The 18,619-nt window shown below is 41.7% G+C and carries 19 protein-coding genes; 8 read left to right on the top strand and 11 right to left on the bottom strand.

What is annotated here, in order from left to right:
- The first annotated feature begins 98 nt into the window (after positions 1–98).
- Positions 99–653: a thermonuclease family protein gene (locus LC036_RS01330; protein WP_226579932.1), complete on the top strand. Its 555-nt coding sequence runs from the start codon at positions 99–101 to the stop codon at positions 651–653.
- Between the two features lie 130 nt (positions 654–783).
- Here LC036_RS01330 and LC036_RS01325 read toward each other — a convergent pair whose 3' ends face one another.
- From LC036_RS01325 to LC036_RS01315, 3 genes are all read right to left on the bottom strand, one after another.
- Positions 784–2,739, bottom strand: coding sequence for a phospholipase D-like domain-containing protein (locus LC036_RS01325; protein ID WP_226577106.1), 1,956 nt, complete (start codon positions 2,737–2,739; stop codon positions 784–786).
- A 266-nt stretch (positions 2,740–3,005) separates the two neighbouring features.
- A complete protein-coding gene (locus LC036_RS01320) occupies positions 3,006–3,458 on the bottom strand; it encodes an SRPBCC family protein (RefSeq protein ID WP_226577103.1) in 453 nt (150 codons plus the stop codon).
- Between the two features lie 213 nt (positions 3,459–3,671).
- On the bottom strand, positions 3,672–4,676 hold the full coding sequence (locus LC036_RS01315; protein WP_226577100.1) for an NADPH:quinone oxidoreductase family protein: 1,005 nt from the start codon (positions 4,674–4,676) through the stop codon (positions 3,672–3,674).
- A 151-nt stretch (positions 4,677–4,827) separates the two neighbouring features.
- On the opposite strand from LC036_RS01315, the gene LC036_RS01310 reads away from it, so the two are divergent.
- Together LC036_RS01310 and LC036_RS01305 are read left to right on the top strand one after the other, a co-directional pair.
- On the top strand, positions 4,828–5,421 hold the full coding sequence (locus LC036_RS01310) for a TetR/AcrR family transcriptional regulator (RefSeq protein WP_226577098.1): 594 nt from the start codon (positions 4,828–4,830) through the stop codon (positions 5,419–5,421).
- A 629-nt stretch (positions 5,422–6,050) separates the two neighbouring features.
- Positions 6,051–6,386 (top strand): nucleoside triphosphate pyrophosphohydrolase, encoded by a 336-nt coding sequence (locus tag LC036_RS01305; RefSeq protein ID WP_226577095.1) that lies wholly within the window; start codon positions 6,051–6,053, stop codon positions 6,384–6,386.
- A gap of 43 nt (positions 6,387–6,429) precedes the next feature.
- Here LC036_RS01305 and LC036_RS01300 read toward each other — a convergent pair whose 3' ends face one another.
- The gene (locus LC036_RS01300; RefSeq protein WP_226577092.1) at positions 6,430–6,909 is read right to left on the bottom strand and encodes a M50 family metallopeptidase; all 480 of its coding nucleotides are present in this window, start codon (positions 6,907–6,909) and stop codon (positions 6,430–6,432) included.
- A gap of 207 nt (positions 6,910–7,116) precedes the next feature.
- On the opposite strand from LC036_RS01300, the gene rlmN reads away from it, so the two are divergent.
- The 5 genes from rlmN to LC036_RS01275 all read left to right on the top strand — a co-directional run bounded on the left by rlmN (position 7,117) and on the right by LC036_RS01275 (position 10,799).
- A complete protein-coding gene (gene rlmN / locus LC036_RS01295) occupies positions 7,117–8,202 on the top strand; it encodes a 23S rRNA (adenine(2503)-C(2))-methyltransferase RlmN (protein ID WP_226577089.1) in 1,086 nt (361 codons plus the stop codon).
- A gap of 219 nt (positions 8,203–8,421) precedes the next feature.
- Positions 8,422–8,886, top strand: a complete 465-nt coding sequence (locus LC036_RS01290) for an excalibur calcium-binding domain-containing protein (protein ID WP_226577086.1) — start codon at positions 8,422–8,424, stop codon at positions 8,884–8,886.
- Between the two features lie 225 nt (positions 8,887–9,111).
- Positions 9,112–9,297 carry a hypothetical protein gene (locus LC036_RS01285; RefSeq protein ID WP_226577083.1) on the top strand — a complete coding sequence of 62 codons (186 nt, stop codon included), beginning with the start codon at positions 9,112–9,114 and terminating at the stop codon, positions 9,295–9,297.
- A gap of 79 nt (positions 9,298–9,376) precedes the next feature.
- Positions 9,377–9,979, top strand: a complete 603-nt coding sequence (locus LC036_RS01280; RefSeq protein ID WP_226577080.1) for a DedA family protein — start codon at positions 9,377–9,379, stop codon at positions 9,977–9,979.
- A gap of 10 nt (positions 9,980–9,989) precedes the next feature.
- Positions 9,990–10,799, top strand: a complete 810-nt coding sequence (locus LC036_RS01275) for an undecaprenyl-diphosphate phosphatase (RefSeq protein WP_226577078.1) — start codon at positions 9,990–9,992, stop codon at positions 10,797–10,799.
- Positions 10,800–10,911: 112 nt separating this feature from the next.
- On the opposite strand, the gene LC036_RS01270 is transcribed toward LC036_RS01275, so the two are convergent.
- The 7 genes from LC036_RS01270 to LC036_RS01240 form a co-directional block, all read right to left on the bottom strand.
- The gene (locus LC036_RS01270; protein ID WP_226577075.1) at positions 10,912–11,166 is read right to left on the bottom strand and encodes a phage holin family protein; all 255 of its coding nucleotides are present in this window, start codon (positions 11,164–11,166) and stop codon (positions 10,912–10,914) included.
- Between the two features lie 89 nt (positions 11,167–11,255).
- Positions 11,256–12,248, bottom strand: coding sequence for an NADPH:quinone reductase (locus tag LC036_RS01265; RefSeq protein ID WP_226577072.1), 993 nt, complete (start codon positions 12,246–12,248; stop codon positions 11,256–11,258).
- Positions 12,249–12,405: 157 nt separating this feature from the next.
- Positions 12,406–13,536 (bottom strand): alanine dehydrogenase, encoded by a 1,131-nt coding sequence (ald, locus tag LC036_RS01260; RefSeq protein WP_226577069.1) that lies wholly within the window; start codon positions 13,534–13,536, stop codon positions 12,406–12,408.
- A gap of 22 nt (positions 13,537–13,558) precedes the next feature.
- Complete coding sequence (locus LC036_RS01255) at positions 13,559–14,899, bottom strand: aspartate aminotransferase family protein (RefSeq protein ID WP_413229806.1); 1,341 nt, start codon at positions 14,897–14,899, stop codon at positions 13,559–13,561.
- Between the two features lie 217 nt (positions 14,900–15,116).
- Positions 15,117–16,709: a PucR family transcriptional regulator gene (locus LC036_RS01250; protein ID WP_226577062.1), complete on the bottom strand. Its 1,593-nt coding sequence runs from the start codon at positions 16,707–16,709 to the stop codon at positions 15,117–15,119.
- 118 nt (positions 16,710–16,827) lie between these two features.
- Entirely contained in the window at positions 16,828–17,076 is a 249-nt protein-coding gene (locus LC036_RS01245) for a hypothetical protein (RefSeq protein ID WP_226577059.1), read from the bottom strand.
- A gap of 14 nt (positions 17,077–17,090) precedes the next feature.
- Positions 17,091–18,584, bottom strand: a complete 1,494-nt coding sequence (locus LC036_RS01240) for an NCS1 family transporter (RefSeq protein ID WP_226577057.1) — start codon at positions 18,582–18,584, stop codon at positions 17,091–17,093.
- Positions 18,585–18,619 lie beyond the last annotated feature (35 nt).

Genomic DNA, 18,619 nt, shown 5'->3' with positions numbered 1-18,619 from the left:
TAATCTGATTGCTTCTAGTTTCTCGAAAATTCACAGTGTTTGTCAACGGTTATTGATCAACACTCTGCCCCTGTTGGCATTTTTCTTTATATGGATTACTGCTGGTCGACACACCTGAGACTGTACACCCTGATAAACCAGTGCAGCCATTTGGTCGGGAAGCAAGTGCTTACGCCAAAGAAACCCTTTCAGGAGAAAGAGTGAGAATTGAATATGATGGGCCTAAACGTGATCGGTATGACCGGCTGCTTGCTTATATTTGGCTGGATGGGGAAATTTATAATCAGGAACTGATCGAAAAAGGGCTTGCGCGTTATGCTTATGTCTATCATCCCCCCTACACTCATGCAGAAGATATGAAGACAGCTGAAAACCGGGCCAAACGTCAGCAAAAAGGAATATGGAGCATCGACGGATATGTGACTGACAATGGGTTTCGATCAAAGGAACAGGAAACATCAGAGCCAGAAACACCGGATTCTCCCAATACCTCCGGACTGCCCTACGATCCAGAGGGTCCTGACCGCGACTGCAGTGATTTTTCTACTCAGGAATCAGCCCAGGCATTCTATGAAGCTGCCGGCGGTCCTGCGTCAGACCCGCACCGCTTAGATGGAAATGACAAGGATGGACTGGTTTGTGAAAGCCTGTAAATGTAGAAAAGACCTCTCTTTAGCTGGAAAGGTCTTTTTTATATACAGTGGGAACTTTTGAGACTGTATCATAAAAAAACAGGTCCCTTTCTCGTCTATAAACGAAAGGAACCCGTTATCATTACCTATTTTATTGAGATGGAATTTGACCGCCTGCTGCGTCATAACGAGCATAAAATTCCTGTAAGAATTGATTCGTTACTCCGGCATCATGAATGAACAGCATATTCTCATCATTGATGTCATTTCCATTTGTACTCCAGTTTGTTGAACCGATAATGGCGGTTGGATCGCTTGTTGGGTGTGTTGCATCAATTAACATTGTCTTGGCATGCATTTTCCGGTCTTCTTGATCTTCATATACAGGCGCCGCATTGTTCCACCTCACGTTTGGATTGTTTGTGGACGTTTGGCTTGCTGTGCGGCCTGTCATTTCTATGGATGCAGACCACCACTGATTCCAAAAACTTTGATCGAAAACACCACGCACGTCAAATCCTGTCAGGCTTCCCTCAAGGTCATTGTAAGACCCTTCCCACTTGTATTTCAGTTCATCTACCAGGGCTTGATCACTCCAGGCAAAAATAGAGAAGTAACTACTGTAGTCCGCTTCATTTTTTACCAAAGAGGTCATTTGTCCGACGGCGTCATCCCCCGCTGAGAAATAAACCTCCACTTCTTTACCACCTACATTAACCGTATGAGGTGTATTATCAATCTTACGACCATGATAGTTAGAAGCAAGGGGGTCTGGATTCAACCCATTACTTCCCCACATTTCATTAAATTCTGTCTTGAAAACACTGGCAAGGTCGCTTGAATTCAATTCAACTACGTGCTGTGTGTTTCCTCCTAGGACATCATTCTGCCTATTTTCTTCAGAACCATAGAGTCCCGTAACTGTAAAGTTCCAACTTCCTGTAAACACCCATTTACCATCAATGACAGCGAATTTGTTATGCATTTGATTACCTGGGGAATAATAGCTTCCGGCACTTTTCTGCTCAGCATCGGCAAGCAGGTATCCTGTCTCTGTTCCGCTTCCTACTTCGACTGTCACTTCATTCATTCCAGTCGTTGAGGTTGGAAGGCCATATTGCTGGCGAAGGGCTTCATCTTCGACTGCTAACATAATAGAATCAGAGAATACTGTCGTATCATCATTCGTTCCAATTACGTTATCTTGACCACGTACTAATTTTTCCACAAAAAGACGCATTGTCTTATAGCGTTCTGCATAGTGCGGATCACTGCCGTCTTTAGCGTCTGCTATTACTCGGACATCGACCCCTTCGGCTGCTTTAACCATCAGCGCATCAATGACTTCCGGCAGATTGATTTCATAGGTTGCAAGATCAATCGACGTTGTGGCTTGATTGATGCGATGAATTAAGCGATCTTCTAGATTCACGTTATAATTCGCTTCGTTGCCTGCTGAGGCATAATTATCATACGCACATTTATTAAAGTAAACGTTAATGCTTCCTGGATCATCACTTATGTTATTTAATTGTTCAGCTTCCGTTGGACATCCTGCAGCGGCCGTTTCTGCCGCTTTCGGTGTACCTATACCTTCTGAATATGTATTTGTAGCTGTAGTCCAATTTGAGCTGCTCGTACCACTCACTTGAGGGTCTTCACGCTCCATTGTTGCTTTTGTACTATTGTCACCTGCATACCAGGCATCGACGCTGTCAATCACTTGTGTTCCATCATTTAATTCCAATGTTTCTCCGGAATTACTTAAAGAACCAGAATAAATCACGTCTGCCTCAGCTTCAGGTACGGTTGCATCACTCGTTCTTTCTAACAAGTAATACCCATTTGCTGGAATCGCACCAGATAAAGTAATTTGAGGAGAACCGTCTGCTGCATTTAACGTCCAGCCTTCTAAAGAAACAGATGAATCTGTCGTATTGTATAGTTCCACCCATTCATCGTTATAACTCACATTTGTGCCCATCCAGGCAATTTCATTAATGACGATATCATTTTTTTCTGCTGCCTGTGCAGAATGTAAAACCGGCATTCCTATGGCAGCAAGTATAAAAACCAATGCTCCGACAAACCAAGTGTTCCTCTTCATTTGTAAGCCCCCTGTGATGTGTGTGTTTTACTCAACGTTTTTAAAGTAACATACAGGAGGTGAGAATCGTCTGAATTTACAAATCATTAACACAAACCGTTCCATTGACCTGTAAAGCACTGAAATCCGATAGACTTTTAGAATTAGTATTTTTCATATATTTACAATAATCTACATAAAATGAGATTATCCAATGTAGCAAATGGATCTCTGTTAATACAATATTAAAAAGTCAAAACCAAGTTACGATGTGAATAGGAATTTGGTTACACCTGTTCGGCGAACTTCTTCAACTCTTCTGCACGTTGAATGATGAATTTCTTCATATAATCTTCCAGGAACAACCGATCTGCCAGCCTGCCCAAGACTCCAAGAGGAGACTCGTATTCGAAAATATCGATCATCAACGTCCCATTTTCGTCGTCAATAAACTGATGAGTATGAGTGAAGGATTTGAAAGCACCCTTGACCATTACATCTACAAATTCATTTGGCCGATCCATCCGGATAATTTTTGCTGTCAATCTTTGACGGATTCCAAAATGAGTCGCTTCCCAAGTGACACTGTCCCCTTCTTCCATCAAACCTTCTGTTACACCTCCGACTGCTTCTTCCTTTGTTGAGTATGTTGTCTTTGTATGAATATCAACATTGCGGGCAAGGTCGAAACATACTCCTACAGGTGCCTGAATATATAGGCTGTGTTTAATAACCGGCATAGTTAATCCCCTTTTATGCTTCTATACTGAACTTGCTCAATGAACTTATCGTGAGCATAAGAAAGGTCATTATGAATTGCAAGCTATACGTAAATGACTCTCTTAAAAAAAATCACCACCAACAATAAAAAAGGATAGTCCGTCCCGTAATGGACGAACTATCCTCTTATGATCTGCCTTCAATCAGAAATTTGGGCCTTTTAACAAATCGATTTAAGAATCTTCATTTGTTAGATTTACAACCGTTCTCCCGCGTGTCTTACCTTTAAGAATATCCGATAAAGTTTGAGGCAGTTCGTTGAGAGATACCTCATTCATAATCTCTTCCAGCCCTTCAGGTTTCAGGTCTTCTGCGATTCGATTCCATAATGACACGCGCAGGTCACGAGGGCAGTAGACAGAATCAATACCCAGCAGGTTTACACTGCGAAGGATAAATGGAAAAACAGTGGTCGGAACATCGATACCGGCTGTTAAACCACTAACAGCAACAGAGCCGCCGTACTGGGTATTACTTAGAATAGAAGCCAGCGTTTTACCACCCACTGGGTCCACAGCACCTGCCCATCGTTGTTTACTAAGAGGACGGAGCTTCTCTGGTGTTACTTCTTCTCTAGAAACGATATCTTTGGCACCTAGCTCTTTAAGGTAACCATGTTCTGATTCCTTACCGGTACTTGCGGTTACGTCATAACCTCTTTTTGCAAGCATAGCTACAGCCATACTTCCAACACCACCGGTAGCACCTGAGACTAGAACAGGTCCATCTTCCGGCGTAAGCCCGCTTTCCTCCAGCTTTTGGACAGATAGAGCTGCCGTAAATCCAGCTGTACCAAATGCCATTGCCTCTTTCAGTGTTAACCCTTCCGGAAGTGGCACAACCCAGTCACCAGGGACATTCGCATATTCACTATATCCTCCATAGTGGGATACGCCCAGTTCATAGCTTGTCACAATGACCTGCTGCCCTTCTTCATAACGGTCATCCTGAGAGGAAACAACAGTCCCCGCAAGATCTATACCAGGTACAAAAGGATAAGATTGAACAATTTTTCCATTTGGAGTACTTGCCAGACCATCTTTATAATTGACGCTGGAATAATGAACGCGGATTAACACGTCTCCTTCAGGTAGGTCATCGAAAGTTAGAGATTCTACATTAACCGTGAAATCCTCTTCCGTTTTATTCACAACTAACGCCTTGAAATTTTCAGACATAACATTTATTCCCCTCTCTTACTTGGATTACCTTCATCCTATTACAAATTATACTGACTGGTCAAATTATTTTGTCTGGTCAGTTTAACTATTTACCTTGTTGGTGATCATCTTGTATACTACACTTAATGAACTTTATGGAGGTTAACCAATGGCGAAGAAAGCAGAACAACGACGACAACAGATTTTGAAAGCAGCTTTTGATGCAGTGTCAGACAAAGGATACGAGTCTGTAACCCTCCAGGATATTGCGGACTATGCAGATGTAAGCAAGGGAGTAACCAACTATTACTTTGAGAATAAAGTGGATGTTTTCGCCCACCTTCTTGAATGGATTACCACAAGAATTTATGAAAAAGAAGCGGCTTCAATTAAAGAAAAAAACACCGCACTTGAACAATTAGAAGCTTATATAAATCAAGTTTTCATAAGCCCTGAAGAAAATAAAACCTTTTACCGTGTTTACTTAGATTTCCTATCCCAATCAAAGAATCATCAACGTTACCAAGAGATTAACCGGCAATTTTATGAGAACTGCTGGTCTTTAGGTACAGATATTGTTAATCAGGGCATTAATGAAGGGATATTTCGTGTCTCTGACAAAGAACAAGCTGCGCACAGCATTCGCAGTATCATTGACGGTTCTCTAATTCAGTGGTTGATGAGAGACGAAGATGACCTGCACGCTTACTACAAGTCTTTATGCCATCAATCAATCTTAAGGCTATTACAAGTGGAAAAATAAAATCTCTTGGTCCATGTGCAGAGTGACCAGGTCATGGATACTGAACGGACACTCACGTTTCTATGTTCTGTTAGTTGCAGACACCTTACTTATATAATTTTCCCTAACGATATTTTTTTAACCAACATAGATGGAACCGCCTGAATTGAAACCCTCTCATACTGTCGCTGCGTTTATTTAAAAGTTCACAAGATATAAATAAAAGGAAGACGCTCCATCATTGTTGGACGGGCGTCTTCCTTTTATTTAAACAATCTTCTTTATTAATCTTCCAAGTGTACGTGGAATAAATAGAAGGATATCTACAATAGTATGGATGATTGAGCGAATGATGTTCATGATTATCTCCTCCTTTGTTTACTCTCTTGTTTTCCACAGCCATATTCCAGTTAAACTGGGACCTTTCACCTTATTTATTATCTATCTCTCTACTTTTGTCACACTTATCTTCCTTCAACTATGTTGATCTGTCCTCTCTTACCAGAAATTTTTTATAAAAGAATGACTGAACATGGGATTTTTCCAAGTATCCGACCATAATCAGATTTCTTATAGATGATTAACGAATAAAAGTTTTTTCGACACAATAATCGGTTAAGGAAAGGTATAGTTGAAAGGAGAGAAAAGCATTGAGTGATTACAAACCTATGAAGCTCGTACGTGATAACATTCCCCAGATGCTTGAAACATCCGGCAGAGCGTTCCGGACTAGAACCCTCGGTCCTGCAGAGTACAATCAATATTTAAAGAACAAACTAAAAGAAGAGATGCAGGACTATTTACATCCAAAGGACAGCAGGAATGCTCTGACAAAACTTGCCGATCTTCTTGAAGTTATCCACGCTCTTTCTTATGCCCACGGAGCATCTATAGAAGAGCTTGAACATATCCGCCAGCACCGCCGCAAGGAACATGGTGGATTTATGAATCGCACGCTGCTGTACGAAATTGATGAAAAGGAGTAAAAAACAGCCGGGAGAAGTGTTCTTCCGGCTGTTTTCTTTCCTATTAATCAATTGGATCTGATGTCTTTCCATGACGGATCACGTCATATATAGCCATTCCATCACTCGGTTTTCCATCCCCATTCCTATAAGGAAACAAAGAGAAGAAGATAAAGTAAAACGAGAAGTAGGAATACTGATAGAAAAAGAGATCAACTGGGATTACCTTATGACTAATAAGGAGATTCAAAGTTAAAATCACAAGTAAATTAAATAAGCTTCCAGCTAAATATATAGAAACGTGTGCCCACGTTTTGTTATATCTCAAATCCTTGTATTGACACCAGCCCTCCATAAAGTACATCCGTCTTACTTCAAATGATCCGAGTTGAAACATCATCTTTCCTGTACCTATGCAAAAGTGAATCTTCCCGCCGAATAAACGGGCTGCAACAACATGCCCTGCTTCATGTACGAGGGTAACAAGTGGAAGGATTAAGAAGAAATTAAGTATAAACATTGGTATATCATTCATGGTGAACATCAGGAACCCTCCCTCAGCGTTTCTTAGTGATGGAATCTTCATTCCCCTTTCTTTTTTTCTATAACCTAATAGTCGAAAAACACATCCATTTTCCTAACTTAACGAACATTTACCATCTGTATAATAATCCCATTCACTTTGAGGTTGTTTCTGTTATCCAAATCGATTATTATAGGAATAGCGATTTTTTTTTAGAGGAGCGTATATATGAAACGATCCATATACGGATTGACGTTTGAACAATTGACAGATTGGATTATAGAGCATGGTGAGAAAAAGTTCCGTTCCAAACAAGTTTGGGACTGGCTATATCAGAAACGTGTAACCGAATTTTCACAGATGAAGAATGTTAACCAATCCTGCATCGATCTTCTTGAAGAACACTTTACGATAGAGACATTATCTGAAGAGATTAAACAAGAATCTAAAGATGGAACGGTTAAATTCCTATTTAAATTAGACGACGGAAACGTCATAGAAACAGTACTCATGCGCTTTAACTACGGACTTTCAGTTTGTGTGACCACTCAGGTCGGCTGTAATATCGGCTGTTCCTTCTGTGCAAGTGGAATCCTGCGCAAAAGCCGGGACCTTACAAGCGGTGAAATTGTAGAACAAATTATGCAGGTCCAGCAGCATTTGGATAAGCAGGGCAATGACGAACGTGTCAGTCACATTGTTGTTATGGGTATTGGTGAACCTTTCGATAACTACGACAACTTGATCGACTTTTTGAAAGTTGTCAATGATAAGAAAGGTTTATCCATTGGTGCCCGCCATATTACCGTTTCGACAAGTGGGATTGCTCCGAAAATGTACGAATTTGCTGATGAAGGAATTCAGATTAATCTGGCACTTTCCATTCATGCTCCAAACAACGAATTGCGTACTCAAATCATGAAGATTAACCGGGCATACCCATTGGAGAAATTAATGCCGGCGATTGACTACTACCTTGAGAAAACGAACCGACGGATTACATTTGAGTATATCCTTCTGAGAGACGTCAACGATCATAAAAAGGAAGCAGAGCAGCTTGCTGACCTGCTGAAGGATAAGCGACACCTATCTTATGTGAACCTTATTCCTTATAATCCTGTTGCTGACCACCCTTATGAACGCAGTGAAAAAGAAGCTATCCTTACGTTCTATCAAACGTTGATGGACCGCGGGATTAAGTGCGGCGTCCGTACAGAACATGGAACCGATATCGATGCTGCCTGCGGACAACTGCGCAGTAAGCAGATTGAAAAAGAAAAAGCACGTAAGAAAAAACAACTGCAGAGCAACTAAAAGCATGAGGCTTAAAGCCTCATGCTTTTTTATTTCTCTACGAATGAATCTAAAACACGTGAAACTTAATGATCCTCTGATTATGTTCCTTCAGAACAAAATCATAAGATTTTTCCAAAAATATGGTTTATTTTGACGATAAGTAAGGAAAAGAGATAACAGATATACAAATATTACCAAGGGGTGATGGTTAATCCATCATTAAGGGAGTTTATTTATTTGAAAAAACTATTCGCTGGTCTATTTGCACTTAGTTTGATTTTCAGCAGTTTTGGCGTTGTCAGTGCCGATAATCATGACGGAGATAAAGACTGTCCTGATTTTGGTTCTGAAGAAGAAGCGAAAGCATATTGGGATGAAAAAGGATATTCTGCCGAAAATGATCCTGAACGATTAGATGGAGATGGTGACGGCATTCCTTGTGAAGACTCTGACTATGGTTCATCGAGCGATTCATCAGAAGATATGAGTTCCGATGATGGAGACATGGAAGAAGAAAGTTCTGAAGAAGACACAATGGTCGATGACGAAGGAGAAAGTTCCGAAGAAGACACAATGGCCAATGACGAAGAAGAAGGCGGCGAACTTCCAGAGACCTCAGCACCGTTTGCTACATATGCGTTGTTCGGGATGAGTCTTTCTCTATTAGGCGGGATCGCCCTTGCAGTCCGTAGAGAACAGTAAAGTTAAAGTATAATCCAACCATCCCCCACTCAGACGAGTTTTTACGCTCGTCTTTTTTATTTGGCTGAGAAGCTAAGCAAAGGCCTGACTAATAGAATTCGTACGTTTTTCTCCGTTCAAACTTTATTTTAAGACCTCTATCTACTAAATCCTGCACCTGCTATACTATTTCTACCAAGAGAAGGAAAAGAATACAATGTCGGCACAACGACAAAGGAGAAAAATATGAAGAAATTTAATCGTGATTCCATCGAGTATTATGGTTTGATGATTTTCATTTATACTCTCATGTTTGGAGGCATCTTTCTATCCGGATGGATATCCGGTGTGAACTGGTCGGAATACGGGGTGGACTTTTCCTGGAGTATGCTGAATACCGAAGAGTTAAAGGCCATCATAGGAATGAACTAGATATCCTCCTCCTCTTGGTTCTAAATTCTTCTTAGTTTCGATATGCTTTATTGACTATAGAAGACAGCGAGGGAACGGCATGGTGCAATGGATCATGGATGTGTTGGAAGAATTCGGCTACCTTGGTGTGTTCTTTATGATGGCATTAGAAAACATATTCCCGCCCATCCCATCAGAGGTGGTTCTTCCCTTCAGTGGTTTTTTAACGACTCAGACCCAACTGTCTCTTAAATGGATGTTGTTTTATGCTACTTCAGGTTCCTTAATTGGTTCATGTGTCCTTTACGGTTTCGGGGCCTATTTAGATGAGGAGAAGTTAAACAGATTCCTGAAACGCTGGGGTAAGGTTGTAAGAATAAATGTGGCGGATGTTCATAGAGCTGAATCATGGTTTAAAAAGTACGGGCCCCTGGCTGTTATGTTTGGTCGAATGATACCACTGGTCCGCAGCTTGATTTCATTTCCAGCTGGAATGACGAAAATGAACCTGTTCCCCTTTGTCCTCTTCACTCTAATTGGAACGTCTGCCTGGAACACAATCCTTGTTACAGCCGGCGTGAAACTTGGACAATCTTGGCCTGAGGTCGTTACGCTGATCCACTATTACTCCACCATCATTACGACAGCGTTAGTCATTTTCTTTCTAATCTTCCTATTCTACTATTCAAAGAGGAAATTATAAGGAGATACGCATGGAACTTATAGAATTTCTTAAGGTTGTTCTGCTTGGCATGTTTGAAGGATTGACTGAGTTTGCTCCTATCTCTTCCACCGGCCACATGATTCTCGTCGATGAAATGTGGCTTCATTCCGATGATTTTCTTGGCAGACAAGCAGCAAATACATTTAAAATTGTCATCCAGCTCGGTTCCATACTCGCTGTTGTTGTCGTATTTCATGAACGGTTTCGTGATTTACTTCTCAGGAATCCAGGAAAACAGGAACGTTTAAGTATGAACCACATTTTGATCGGTCTTCTCCCTGCCACGCTCATCGGCTTCCTGCTTGAAGACTATATTGATAACTATTTGTTCACTATTCAAACGGTGATGGTTGGTCTGGTCATTGGTGCGCTTTTAATGATTGTCGCAGACCTGAGAAAACCGAAAGATTCTTTACGGACAATTGACCAACTAACCTACAGACAGGCTTTTACCATTGGGTTGTTTCAGTGTCTATCCCTCTGGCCGGGTTTTTCACGTTCTGGTGCAACCATTTCTGCAGGGGTCCTTGTCGGCTTGAGCCACCGTGCAGCCGCTGACTTTACATTTATCATGGCTGTTCCAATTATGATTGGAGCAAGTACACTCTCCTTAATTAAAAATATGACTTCTTTTACTACAGATCTTTTTCCTTTTCTTACAGTCGGTTTTTTTAGTGCATTCATTTTTGCTCTTCTATCAATCCAGTTCTTTTTACATTTAATTAATCGTGTCAGGCTCATTCCGTTTGCTGTCTATCGATTATTATTAACCCTTGTCATCTACCTCGTTTATTTTTAAGGCTCGCAAAAAGACAAAATTAACCGGACTCCATATTACTCGAACTTAACCTTCGTCCTATACTGACAAAAAAATAAAAAGGCGGACGCTTCCAGTAAGCGCCCGCTCTTTTCTATTTCTTCGACTGATCCTCTCTTTTTTCAATAAAATATTTAATGCCTGCTACTGTTCCTATACCAAGCAGTGCATATTTGAGCCCTGTAACAGCAGAATCAGGACTAAAACCATTTTCCCAAAAGGAAAAAGCAATACCGAGAATGATAGCAATGGTTGGAATAAAACGATTAGAAACGCGTTCAGTCTGCCGTATAGCATACAAAACCACAGCCAAACCTACATAAGGAGTAAACTGACTTAAGATGTCCATAATTGGGGATCCCCTTTAAAATATGATAAATGCCTTTATCATAAAATATTAGGTTCTCACACACTATAGACCTCTAATACTAAGTTTAGTTATTCTTCTCCCAACCGAATGACTGCACATCCATATTGGTTTCCCTCTTCTATAAGGTTGTTCGCATCAGCGATCCTTTCCAAAGGAAATGTCTCAGCAATCCGATGGATGAGCCTGTTTTCATTCAGAGCTGATGTAATATCCTGAATTGCTGCTTGTTTCGCATGTTCAGGCATTGCATAAACAATCACCATTCGAACCGTTAAATCCATAAACATCATTTGTCGAAAAGGAAGCTTCGGTTCAGGGACAAGCATGGAAGAATAAGTCGCAATCACTCCACCCACTCTAATGAGTTCCAACACTCTCGGGAGATTAGCTCCGAATTCCACATCGATGACGCGGTCGACACGTGCTCCGCCGGTAAAGTCAAGAATCTCCTGCACCATGGATTCTTCCTTGTAATCGACAACGAGATCCGCACCTGCTTCGATACAATAATGATAAGCTTCTGAATTACTTGCTGTTGAGATGACGGTCGCACCGGCTAATTTAGCCCACTGGATCGCATAATTTCCTACTCTTCCTGCTCCACCAGTAATAAAAAGAACCTGTCCTTCAACCGGACCATCTGCAAAAACGCAGCGGTGAGCCGTCATTGCAGGAATACCCAGGCACGCCCCAATATCAAAATCTATGTGCTCGGGCAGGCGGATCGCCCGCTTACTATCGATAGCAAGATACTCGGCGGCGGTCCCATGTTTTCTTTGAAACTGCGCCTGATACACCCATACCCTCTCCCCGATTCTGGAGTGAGGAACTCCCAGTCCGGCCTCTTCAATCACCCCGGCCCCATCACTGTTAGGTATGACCGGGCCGCCATCAAGTAAATCTTGAAAAGCTCCGTCCCGTTTTTTGGTATCAGAGGGATTCACCCCTGATGTTCTCATTTTTATGAGGACTTCTCCAGGACCCGGCACAGGACGCTCTTTCTCACCAGTTTTCAAAACATCCTCTGCTCGACCAAACTGCTCAAACCATGCTGCTTTCACTCAAGTTCCTCCTTTTTGTTGATTTTTATACTATTCCCAAGTGGAACATATAGGATTCAACCAGGTATTCTGAGGTACAAATCCTAAAGTCAGATATAAATAAAAAAGGGAATGGTTTCATTATCCCATTCCCTTTTTTATGCTTCCTGACTACTGGTCAGACAAATGATTTAGGTCCGAGCGCATCTTTCACATCTACAAAGTCCATATCGTGAGCTTCAGCTACTTCTTTATAAGTCACACTGCCCTTCACAACATTAACCCCTTTTAACAATGACTCGTTCTCCAAACATGCTTTTTGATAGCCTTTATTAGCAATCTGGACAGCGTAGGGAATCGTAACGTTTGTCAATGCCAGTGTCGAAGTCTGCGGAACAGCGCCAGGCATATTCCCAACGGCGTAATGAACTACTCCGTGCTTAATATAAACAGGGTCATCATGAGTTGTAACGTGATCAACCGTTTCAACAATCCCTCCCTGATCAACCGCTACGTCAACAACCACGCTTCCTTTGCTCATCGACTTAATCATCTCTTCTGTCACGAGTTTAGGTGCCTTAGCCCCGGGAATAAGAACAGCTCCAATGACTAGATCAGATTCTCGAACGGCTTCACTCAAATTATAAGAATTAGAAATCAGCGTATTAATGGCCGAACCAAATATATCGTCCAGCTCACGAAGCCGCTCAGGACTCAAATCAATAATCGTTACATCTGCACCAAGTCCTACAGCTATTTTGGCAGCGTTTGTTCCTACTACACCGCCGCCGATAATGGTAACTTTTCCTCTTTTAACACCAGGGACACTCCCAAGAAGGATCCCTTTCCCTCCGTGAATCCGTTCCAGGAATTGAGCTCCTTTTTGTGTCGCCATTCGCCCGGCTACCTCACTCATTGGAGTCAAAAGCGGGAGGGATCCATTCGCGGACTGAACCGTTTCATAAGCAATAGCGACTACCTTCTTCTTCGCAAGCGCCTTCGTCAGCTCTTCATCTGCTGCCAAGTGAAGGTACGTAAATAAGATGAGTCCCTCATAAAAATAATCATATTCTTCAGCAAGTGGTTCTTTTACTTTAAGAACCATTTCCTGCGACCATGCTTCCTCTGCTGAATCCACAATGGTCACACCCGCTTCTTTATAGTCGTCATCAGAAAAACCGGATCTTTCTCCTGCCAGTGTTTCTACAAACACCTGATGTCCTTCATTTAACAAGTTCACAGCACCCGCTGGAGTTATGGCTACACGGTTCTCATTATTCTTTATTTCTCTAGGAATACCAATACGCACTCTTTCAACCTCCTGTTCCTGACTAAAGAGTATGAACAGCCTCAACGAATGTTTCCAATAAAAAGTTTACATCTTCTTCTTCAATGGACAGAGGCGGTGCAAGAGTCAGGACATTATTAAAACCGGCAACCGTCATGCCGTTCTTTCCAATGATTATTCCCTTCTTCTTACAATAACTGATCACCTGATTCACTTTTTCGATGGCCAATGGTTCCTTACCTGCCTTGTCTTCGACCATTTCAATTCCAATTAAAAGACCCTCTCCCCGCACATTCCCTACATGTGGATGAGTCTGCAGCCGATGAAGTAATTCATTCTTCATCCTGTCCCCCAATTGTCTTGATCGATCAAAGAGATTTTCTTTTTCCATAATTTCGATATTTTTAAGCGCAACAGCACAGGCAGCAGGATTTCCACCAAATGTATTGATATGCCTGAAAAAGTCGTACGTGTCATCCCCGCAGAACGCTTCATAGATTTCCCGTTTAACAGCAGTGGCTGATAAAGGAAGGTAAGCACTCGTAATCCCTTTCGCCATCGTAACGATATCCGGCTTCACTCCGTAATTCATAAAACCAAAGGGTTTGCCCGTTCGACCAAAACCGCAGATAACTTCATCTACAATCAATAGAGCTCCGTGCTTATCGCAGATTTTTTTCACTTCTTTCATATAGTCCTCCGGGGGCATAATCACTCCGCCACCTGTAATAATCGGCTCCATAATCACACCGGCTATAGACTCGCTGTGCTCCCATTTCATTACCTGATCGATCTCCTCTGCTCCCCAGCGGTCCCGTTCACTATGATCATTTCGGTATTCATCAGGCGGCGCGACATGTAAAAAACCGGGTCCTAATGGCTCATATTTATATTTACGCTGAGCCTGTCCGGTTGCTGCCAGGGAACTCGTAGAGTTTCCGTGATAAGCCCGGTAACGGGAGATAAATTTTGAACGATAATGGTCCCCCTTCTGCTGATGATACTGCCGGACCATTTTAAAGGCGGCTTCATTTGCTTCTGATCCACTGTTAGAGAAAAACACAACGTAGTCATCCCCCAAAAGCTCGCTAACTTTTTCACCAAGCTTAATAGCAGGCTCATGGCTCTGAGTCATCGGCATATATGAAAGTTCCTTCAGCTGGTCATAGGCGGCCTGTGCCAGTTCTTCCCGTCCATATCCTATATTGACACACCATAACCCTGACATGGCATCAAGGAACCTATTCCCCTCAACATCTGTAATCCATGAACCTTTTGCCTCTTTTGCAACCATTGTATTCTGTGGCTGATAAGGCTTCATCGAGTGCCAGATATACTTTTCATCCTTTGTCAGCATTTCATTTTTAACATCCGCTTTGGTCAATGGAGAACCCTCCTTATATAGCATCCAATTATATTTAGAATTGTCTCAATTATCTAACAAATGTAAACCAGTTTCATTAGACATTGTGTCAAACCTTCCTTCTTCCTGTTTCACATAATGCCTACGGACCTTTTATGTTAGAGTCTCGAAATCAGGTCATCCAATGATATCCAAACTAGAAAACACCTATTCACGGGGAATAGGTGTTTTTTCTACTCTAGGAATATACTGCCTGTTGATACTCATGTGCCAATAAAGCAAATTCAATGACCTGCCTCTTTTCACACTCCATAAAATCCTCACCCAGCAGTTTTTCTAATTTCTCCAATCGGTGATAAAGGGTCTGCCTGACGACAAAAACCTTATCCGCTGTTTCCTTCTTTGACCCGTTACAGGCCATATATACACGCAGAGTTTCAAGCAGATTGGTGTTGTTTTTTTGATCATACTCAATGATAGGCTCCAAATATTCTTCCACTAATGCTCCTAAGTTGCTATGTTTATGTACAAGAGATATCAACCGATACATGTGCATATCATCATAAAAACACCTGTGCTGATCCTTTGGCAGTTTGCTTTGAAGTGTGAGTGTTTCCTGGGCTGTTGTAAAACTTTCATGCAATTGATTTAATTCTTTGATGTATTTCCCGGCTGCAATATGAAAAGAAGAAATACTGGAGTCATTAAGCAGACTGATATTCCTTAAACGCTCAAGACCTTTCTTCATGCGCTTCTTCCAATCTTCCTCTCCTTTTCTATTTAAGAGAATAAAAGTCAGCAGGTGACGCCTTTCAACTGGAAATACATAATAACCATTCTGATCAAAAATATTTTGGATCAGCATATTTAAATAGGTGACATCGGGGTTGGATTTCTGCTGGTCTTTCATGTTTACTTTTATTGTAAGGACGATACCGCCTGAAAGAGTATGATTCAATTTATAATAAGCTAAACGATTTTGAATATCTTCTATAGTATGTTCGCCCTGCAGCCATTCAATGAGCCATTCTGTTTCTTTCGCTTTCCTTTTTTCCTCAGTATAAAGCTCACGTAATAGGTATTGAGCGAGAGCAGTAGCTGTACGATCGAGCAAGAGTGACTCAAATTCACCCAGTACCCTTCGATTACACATGAGGTATATGGTAGCAAATTCACGCTCAAACACTTGGACGGGCTGCTTTAACACCCACCTGGCAGACGATCCTTCAGGTGTACTGAGTTCAGCGAGTGTTTTTTCGCGTTCCTTGTCACGAAGAGCCGGAATTGTGACAATAGTATGGTCTTTAGCTATATACACAAGTTGACAATTTACATATTGCTGCAGGTTCTTAAGAATATCAAAATAGTTATCGAGTGAGAGCAGTCTTTTATTTAGTCGTTGAGAATAATCCTCCAAACTGGAAATCTTCTCATACTGATCATTGATCAGCTCCGCATGGATATCCTGAGTGATTTCAACAAACGAAACTTCCTCATTAAATAGAATGATTGGAAAACTATGTTGATCTGCTAACGCGATGGCTTCATCTGGAAGTGAAGTAACAAAACTCCCCATCTCAATACATAATCCTGAAACCTCCCGTTCAATGAGCTGCTCTAGTAAGGATAGGAATAACGTGTCATCATCTTTCCAGCCAAAACCTGTCGATAGGACAAGTTCACCACCTTTGAGATTCCCTTTCACCTCAATCATTTCAAAAACGTGGACCCACTTAACCATCCGGTCGATCCCGTCTTCACCAGCAATAACGGAAGCAGAAGCAAAATGCTTTCTTTGCAGAATATCTTTTATCAACATGTGACCTTTCATCGAATGCCCCCCTCTTCTAACATACAACAAAGAGTCAGAAAAATCTAACTCTTTGTAAGATAATCTAACAATAGTAAGAAAAACGCATAAAAAAAGAATCGACCGAAGTCGATTCATATTAAGGGCTGGTTTCATTCACTTTTTGTTTTTTCTGCTGCTGGACAAGGATGGTAGAGAAATACTTTCTTGAATCAGGATGGAGAAGGTGTAAACGTTCATACTGGCTTTTCTCTGCATCACTACCGGTGTATTCAAATCCAACAAAAGCTCCACTCATGTTCTCAGTAACCTCTTTAATAATGTAGCCTTGTTCAAGTAGAAAATCGATTTTTTCCCTTTCTGCTTCAAATTCACGATGATCTGACATCATTTTTCCTCCTTTTAAGCATCTGCTTTTTGATTAACCCCTTCAGTTCCTGTCTTTCTTTTCAAGCTCTCTTCCACAAACCCTTCACCAATGACCCAATCTCTTCCAACAGTAATGCCTAAGTATTCATCATCGCTTGGATTTTCAATTTCTGCCTGCGGGTGCTTTTTAAAGTACCAGAACTTAGCGAGTAAGAAGTAGAGAAGTGCACCTGCCCCAAACCCAACAAAGAAGGAATACGTGCTGAATGTGTAAGCAAAAACACTTCCGATTACCCAGGAAATGATTCCAGCCCAGTTCACGCCGCCATCATAATGAAACTGCCCACCGCTTTTATACAAGTCATACACGTTCATTCGTCTTTTTCTTAATAAGTAATAATCAGCAAAGATGATCCCTACAATTACTGATAGAATCGCAGCTGCAATAAGGAGGACTGGTATGAGTAAATTGAAGACGCTCCAGGGCTGAATGACAGTCCCGATAAGCCCTGCAATAAATACACCGGCCCAGAATGGAAGTTTCGGACCTCCGACGTTGGAGAATATTGTAGCAGCGGGAACAATGTTAGCTGAAACGTTGGTAGACCACTGAGCTAATACAATCATCAATAATAAAACACCTAATACCAGTCCACTGGCTGACTCCTGCAGAGCAACAACAGGGTCGAAGTTTGAAACGGCAATGTAGGAAACGGCTCCTAAAACAACGATGAAGGTTTGTGTAAGGGGCAGGCCGACTAAACTGCCAACCATGGCGCCTTTGTTTCTCTTAAACCAGTTTCTTTCATGTTTAGGAGCTTTTATGAAGCGTGAAATAGAAGAAATGTCTGCGGCGAGAGTTGACCAATACCCCATATTACTAACTACAACTACAACAAAAGCAGTAAACGCTGCTCCGCCTGTTACAGGGCTTTCCACCCATGCCCAAATATCTTTCCCCTGCTCAGTTGCGGTTCCGGCCAGAGTGAAATACATCCAGACTCCAATAAGAATAATAATAGGAGCAGCCAAGTCTGCAAATTTTTCTACGGCTTTAATTCCAAGAGCTGTGTTAAATAATTGGAATAATGCAAAGAGGATATAACAGATGAACCAGTTATCAAATCCTGTAAGTATATTTAAAATTCCGTTGATTGCAGTAGATCCAAAAAATGTATTGATCCCGAACCACATGGATGCGGCCAACCCTCTGACAATGGAGGGGAAATGAGTTCCAAGCGTACCAAAAGGGGCCCGCATATAAACTGGAAACGAGATCCCATGCTCAATCCCAATGTCGGCAGTAAGCGTAATTGCAAGACCGATCAACAGCGTTCCAAGCAGTGTCCCAAGTACAACCCAGATGAGCGGTATAGACTGAACACCTGCGCCACCGATAGCGAAAGCAGCTAATACAACCGCCATCCCAACCCACATAAATGTAAACCCAAGCGTTCCTATTTTCTTTTCCTTATGAGGAATGGGCATAAGATCGGGTGACATTAAATGATTATCTTTATTGTCCATATAAAAGGACTCCTCCTAAGTATACCTGTATTTTC

Source organism: Halobacillus litoralis, from assembly GCF_020524025.1.
Classification (GTDB): Bacteria; Bacillota; Bacilli; order Bacillales; family Halobacillaceae; genus Halobacillus; species Halobacillus litoralis_D.
Note: the sequence above shows the minus strand (reverse complement) of the source record. Positions and strands in the feature narration are given on the sequence as shown.

What these genes read in the sequence shown, in the direction of transcription:
- LC036_RS01325 (WP_226577106.1), bottom strand. Translation starts at nt 2,739, where the DNA reads ATGAAGAGGAACACTTGGTTTGTCGGAGCATTGGTTTTTATACTTGCT.
- LC036_RS01320 (WP_226577103.1), bottom strand. Translation starts at nt 3,458, where the DNA reads ATGCCGGTTATTAAACACAGCCTATATATTCAGGCACCTGTAGGAGTA.
- LC036_RS01315 (WP_226577100.1), bottom strand. Translation starts at nt 4,676, where the DNA reads ATGTCTGAAAATTTCAAGGCGTTAGTTGTGAATAAAACGGAAGAGGAT.
- LC036_RS01310 (WP_226577098.1), top strand. Translation starts at nt 4,828, where the DNA reads ATGGCGAAGAAAGCAGAACAACGACGACAACAGATTTTGAAAGCAGCT.
- LC036_RS01300 (WP_226577092.1), bottom strand. Translation starts at nt 6,909, where the DNA reads ATGTTCACCATGAATGATATACCAATGTTTATACTTAATTTCTTCTTA.
- rlmN (WP_226577089.1), top strand. Translation starts at nt 7,117, where the DNA reads ATGAAACGATCCATATACGGATTGACGTTTGAACAATTGACAGATTGG.
- LC036_RS01285 (WP_226577083.1), top strand. Translation starts at nt 9,112, where the DNA reads ATGAAGAAATTTAATCGTGATTCCATCGAGTATTATGGTTTGATGATT.
- LC036_RS01280 (WP_226577080.1), top strand. Translation starts at nt 9,377, where the DNA reads ATGGTGCAATGGATCATGGATGTGTTGGAAGAATTCGGCTACCTTGGT.
- LC036_RS01275 (WP_226577078.1), top strand. Translation starts at nt 9,990, where the DNA reads ATGGAACTTATAGAATTTCTTAAGGTTGTTCTGCTTGGCATGTTTGAA.
- LC036_RS01270 (WP_226577075.1), bottom strand. Translation starts at nt 11,166, where the DNA reads ATGGACATCTTAAGTCAGTTTACTCCTTATGTAGGTTTGGCTGTGGTT.
- LC036_RS01250 (WP_226577062.1), bottom strand. Translation starts at nt 16,709, where the DNA reads ATGAAAGGTCACATGTTGATAAAAGATATTCTGCAAAGAAAGCATTTT.
- LC036_RS01245 (WP_226577059.1), bottom strand. Translation starts at nt 17,076, where the DNA reads ATGTCAGATCATCGTGAATTTGAAGCAGAAAGGGAAAAAATCGATTTT.
- LC036_RS01240 (WP_226577057.1), bottom strand. Translation starts at nt 18,584, where the DNA reads ATGGACAATAAAGATAATCATTTAATGTCACCCGATCTTATGCCCATT.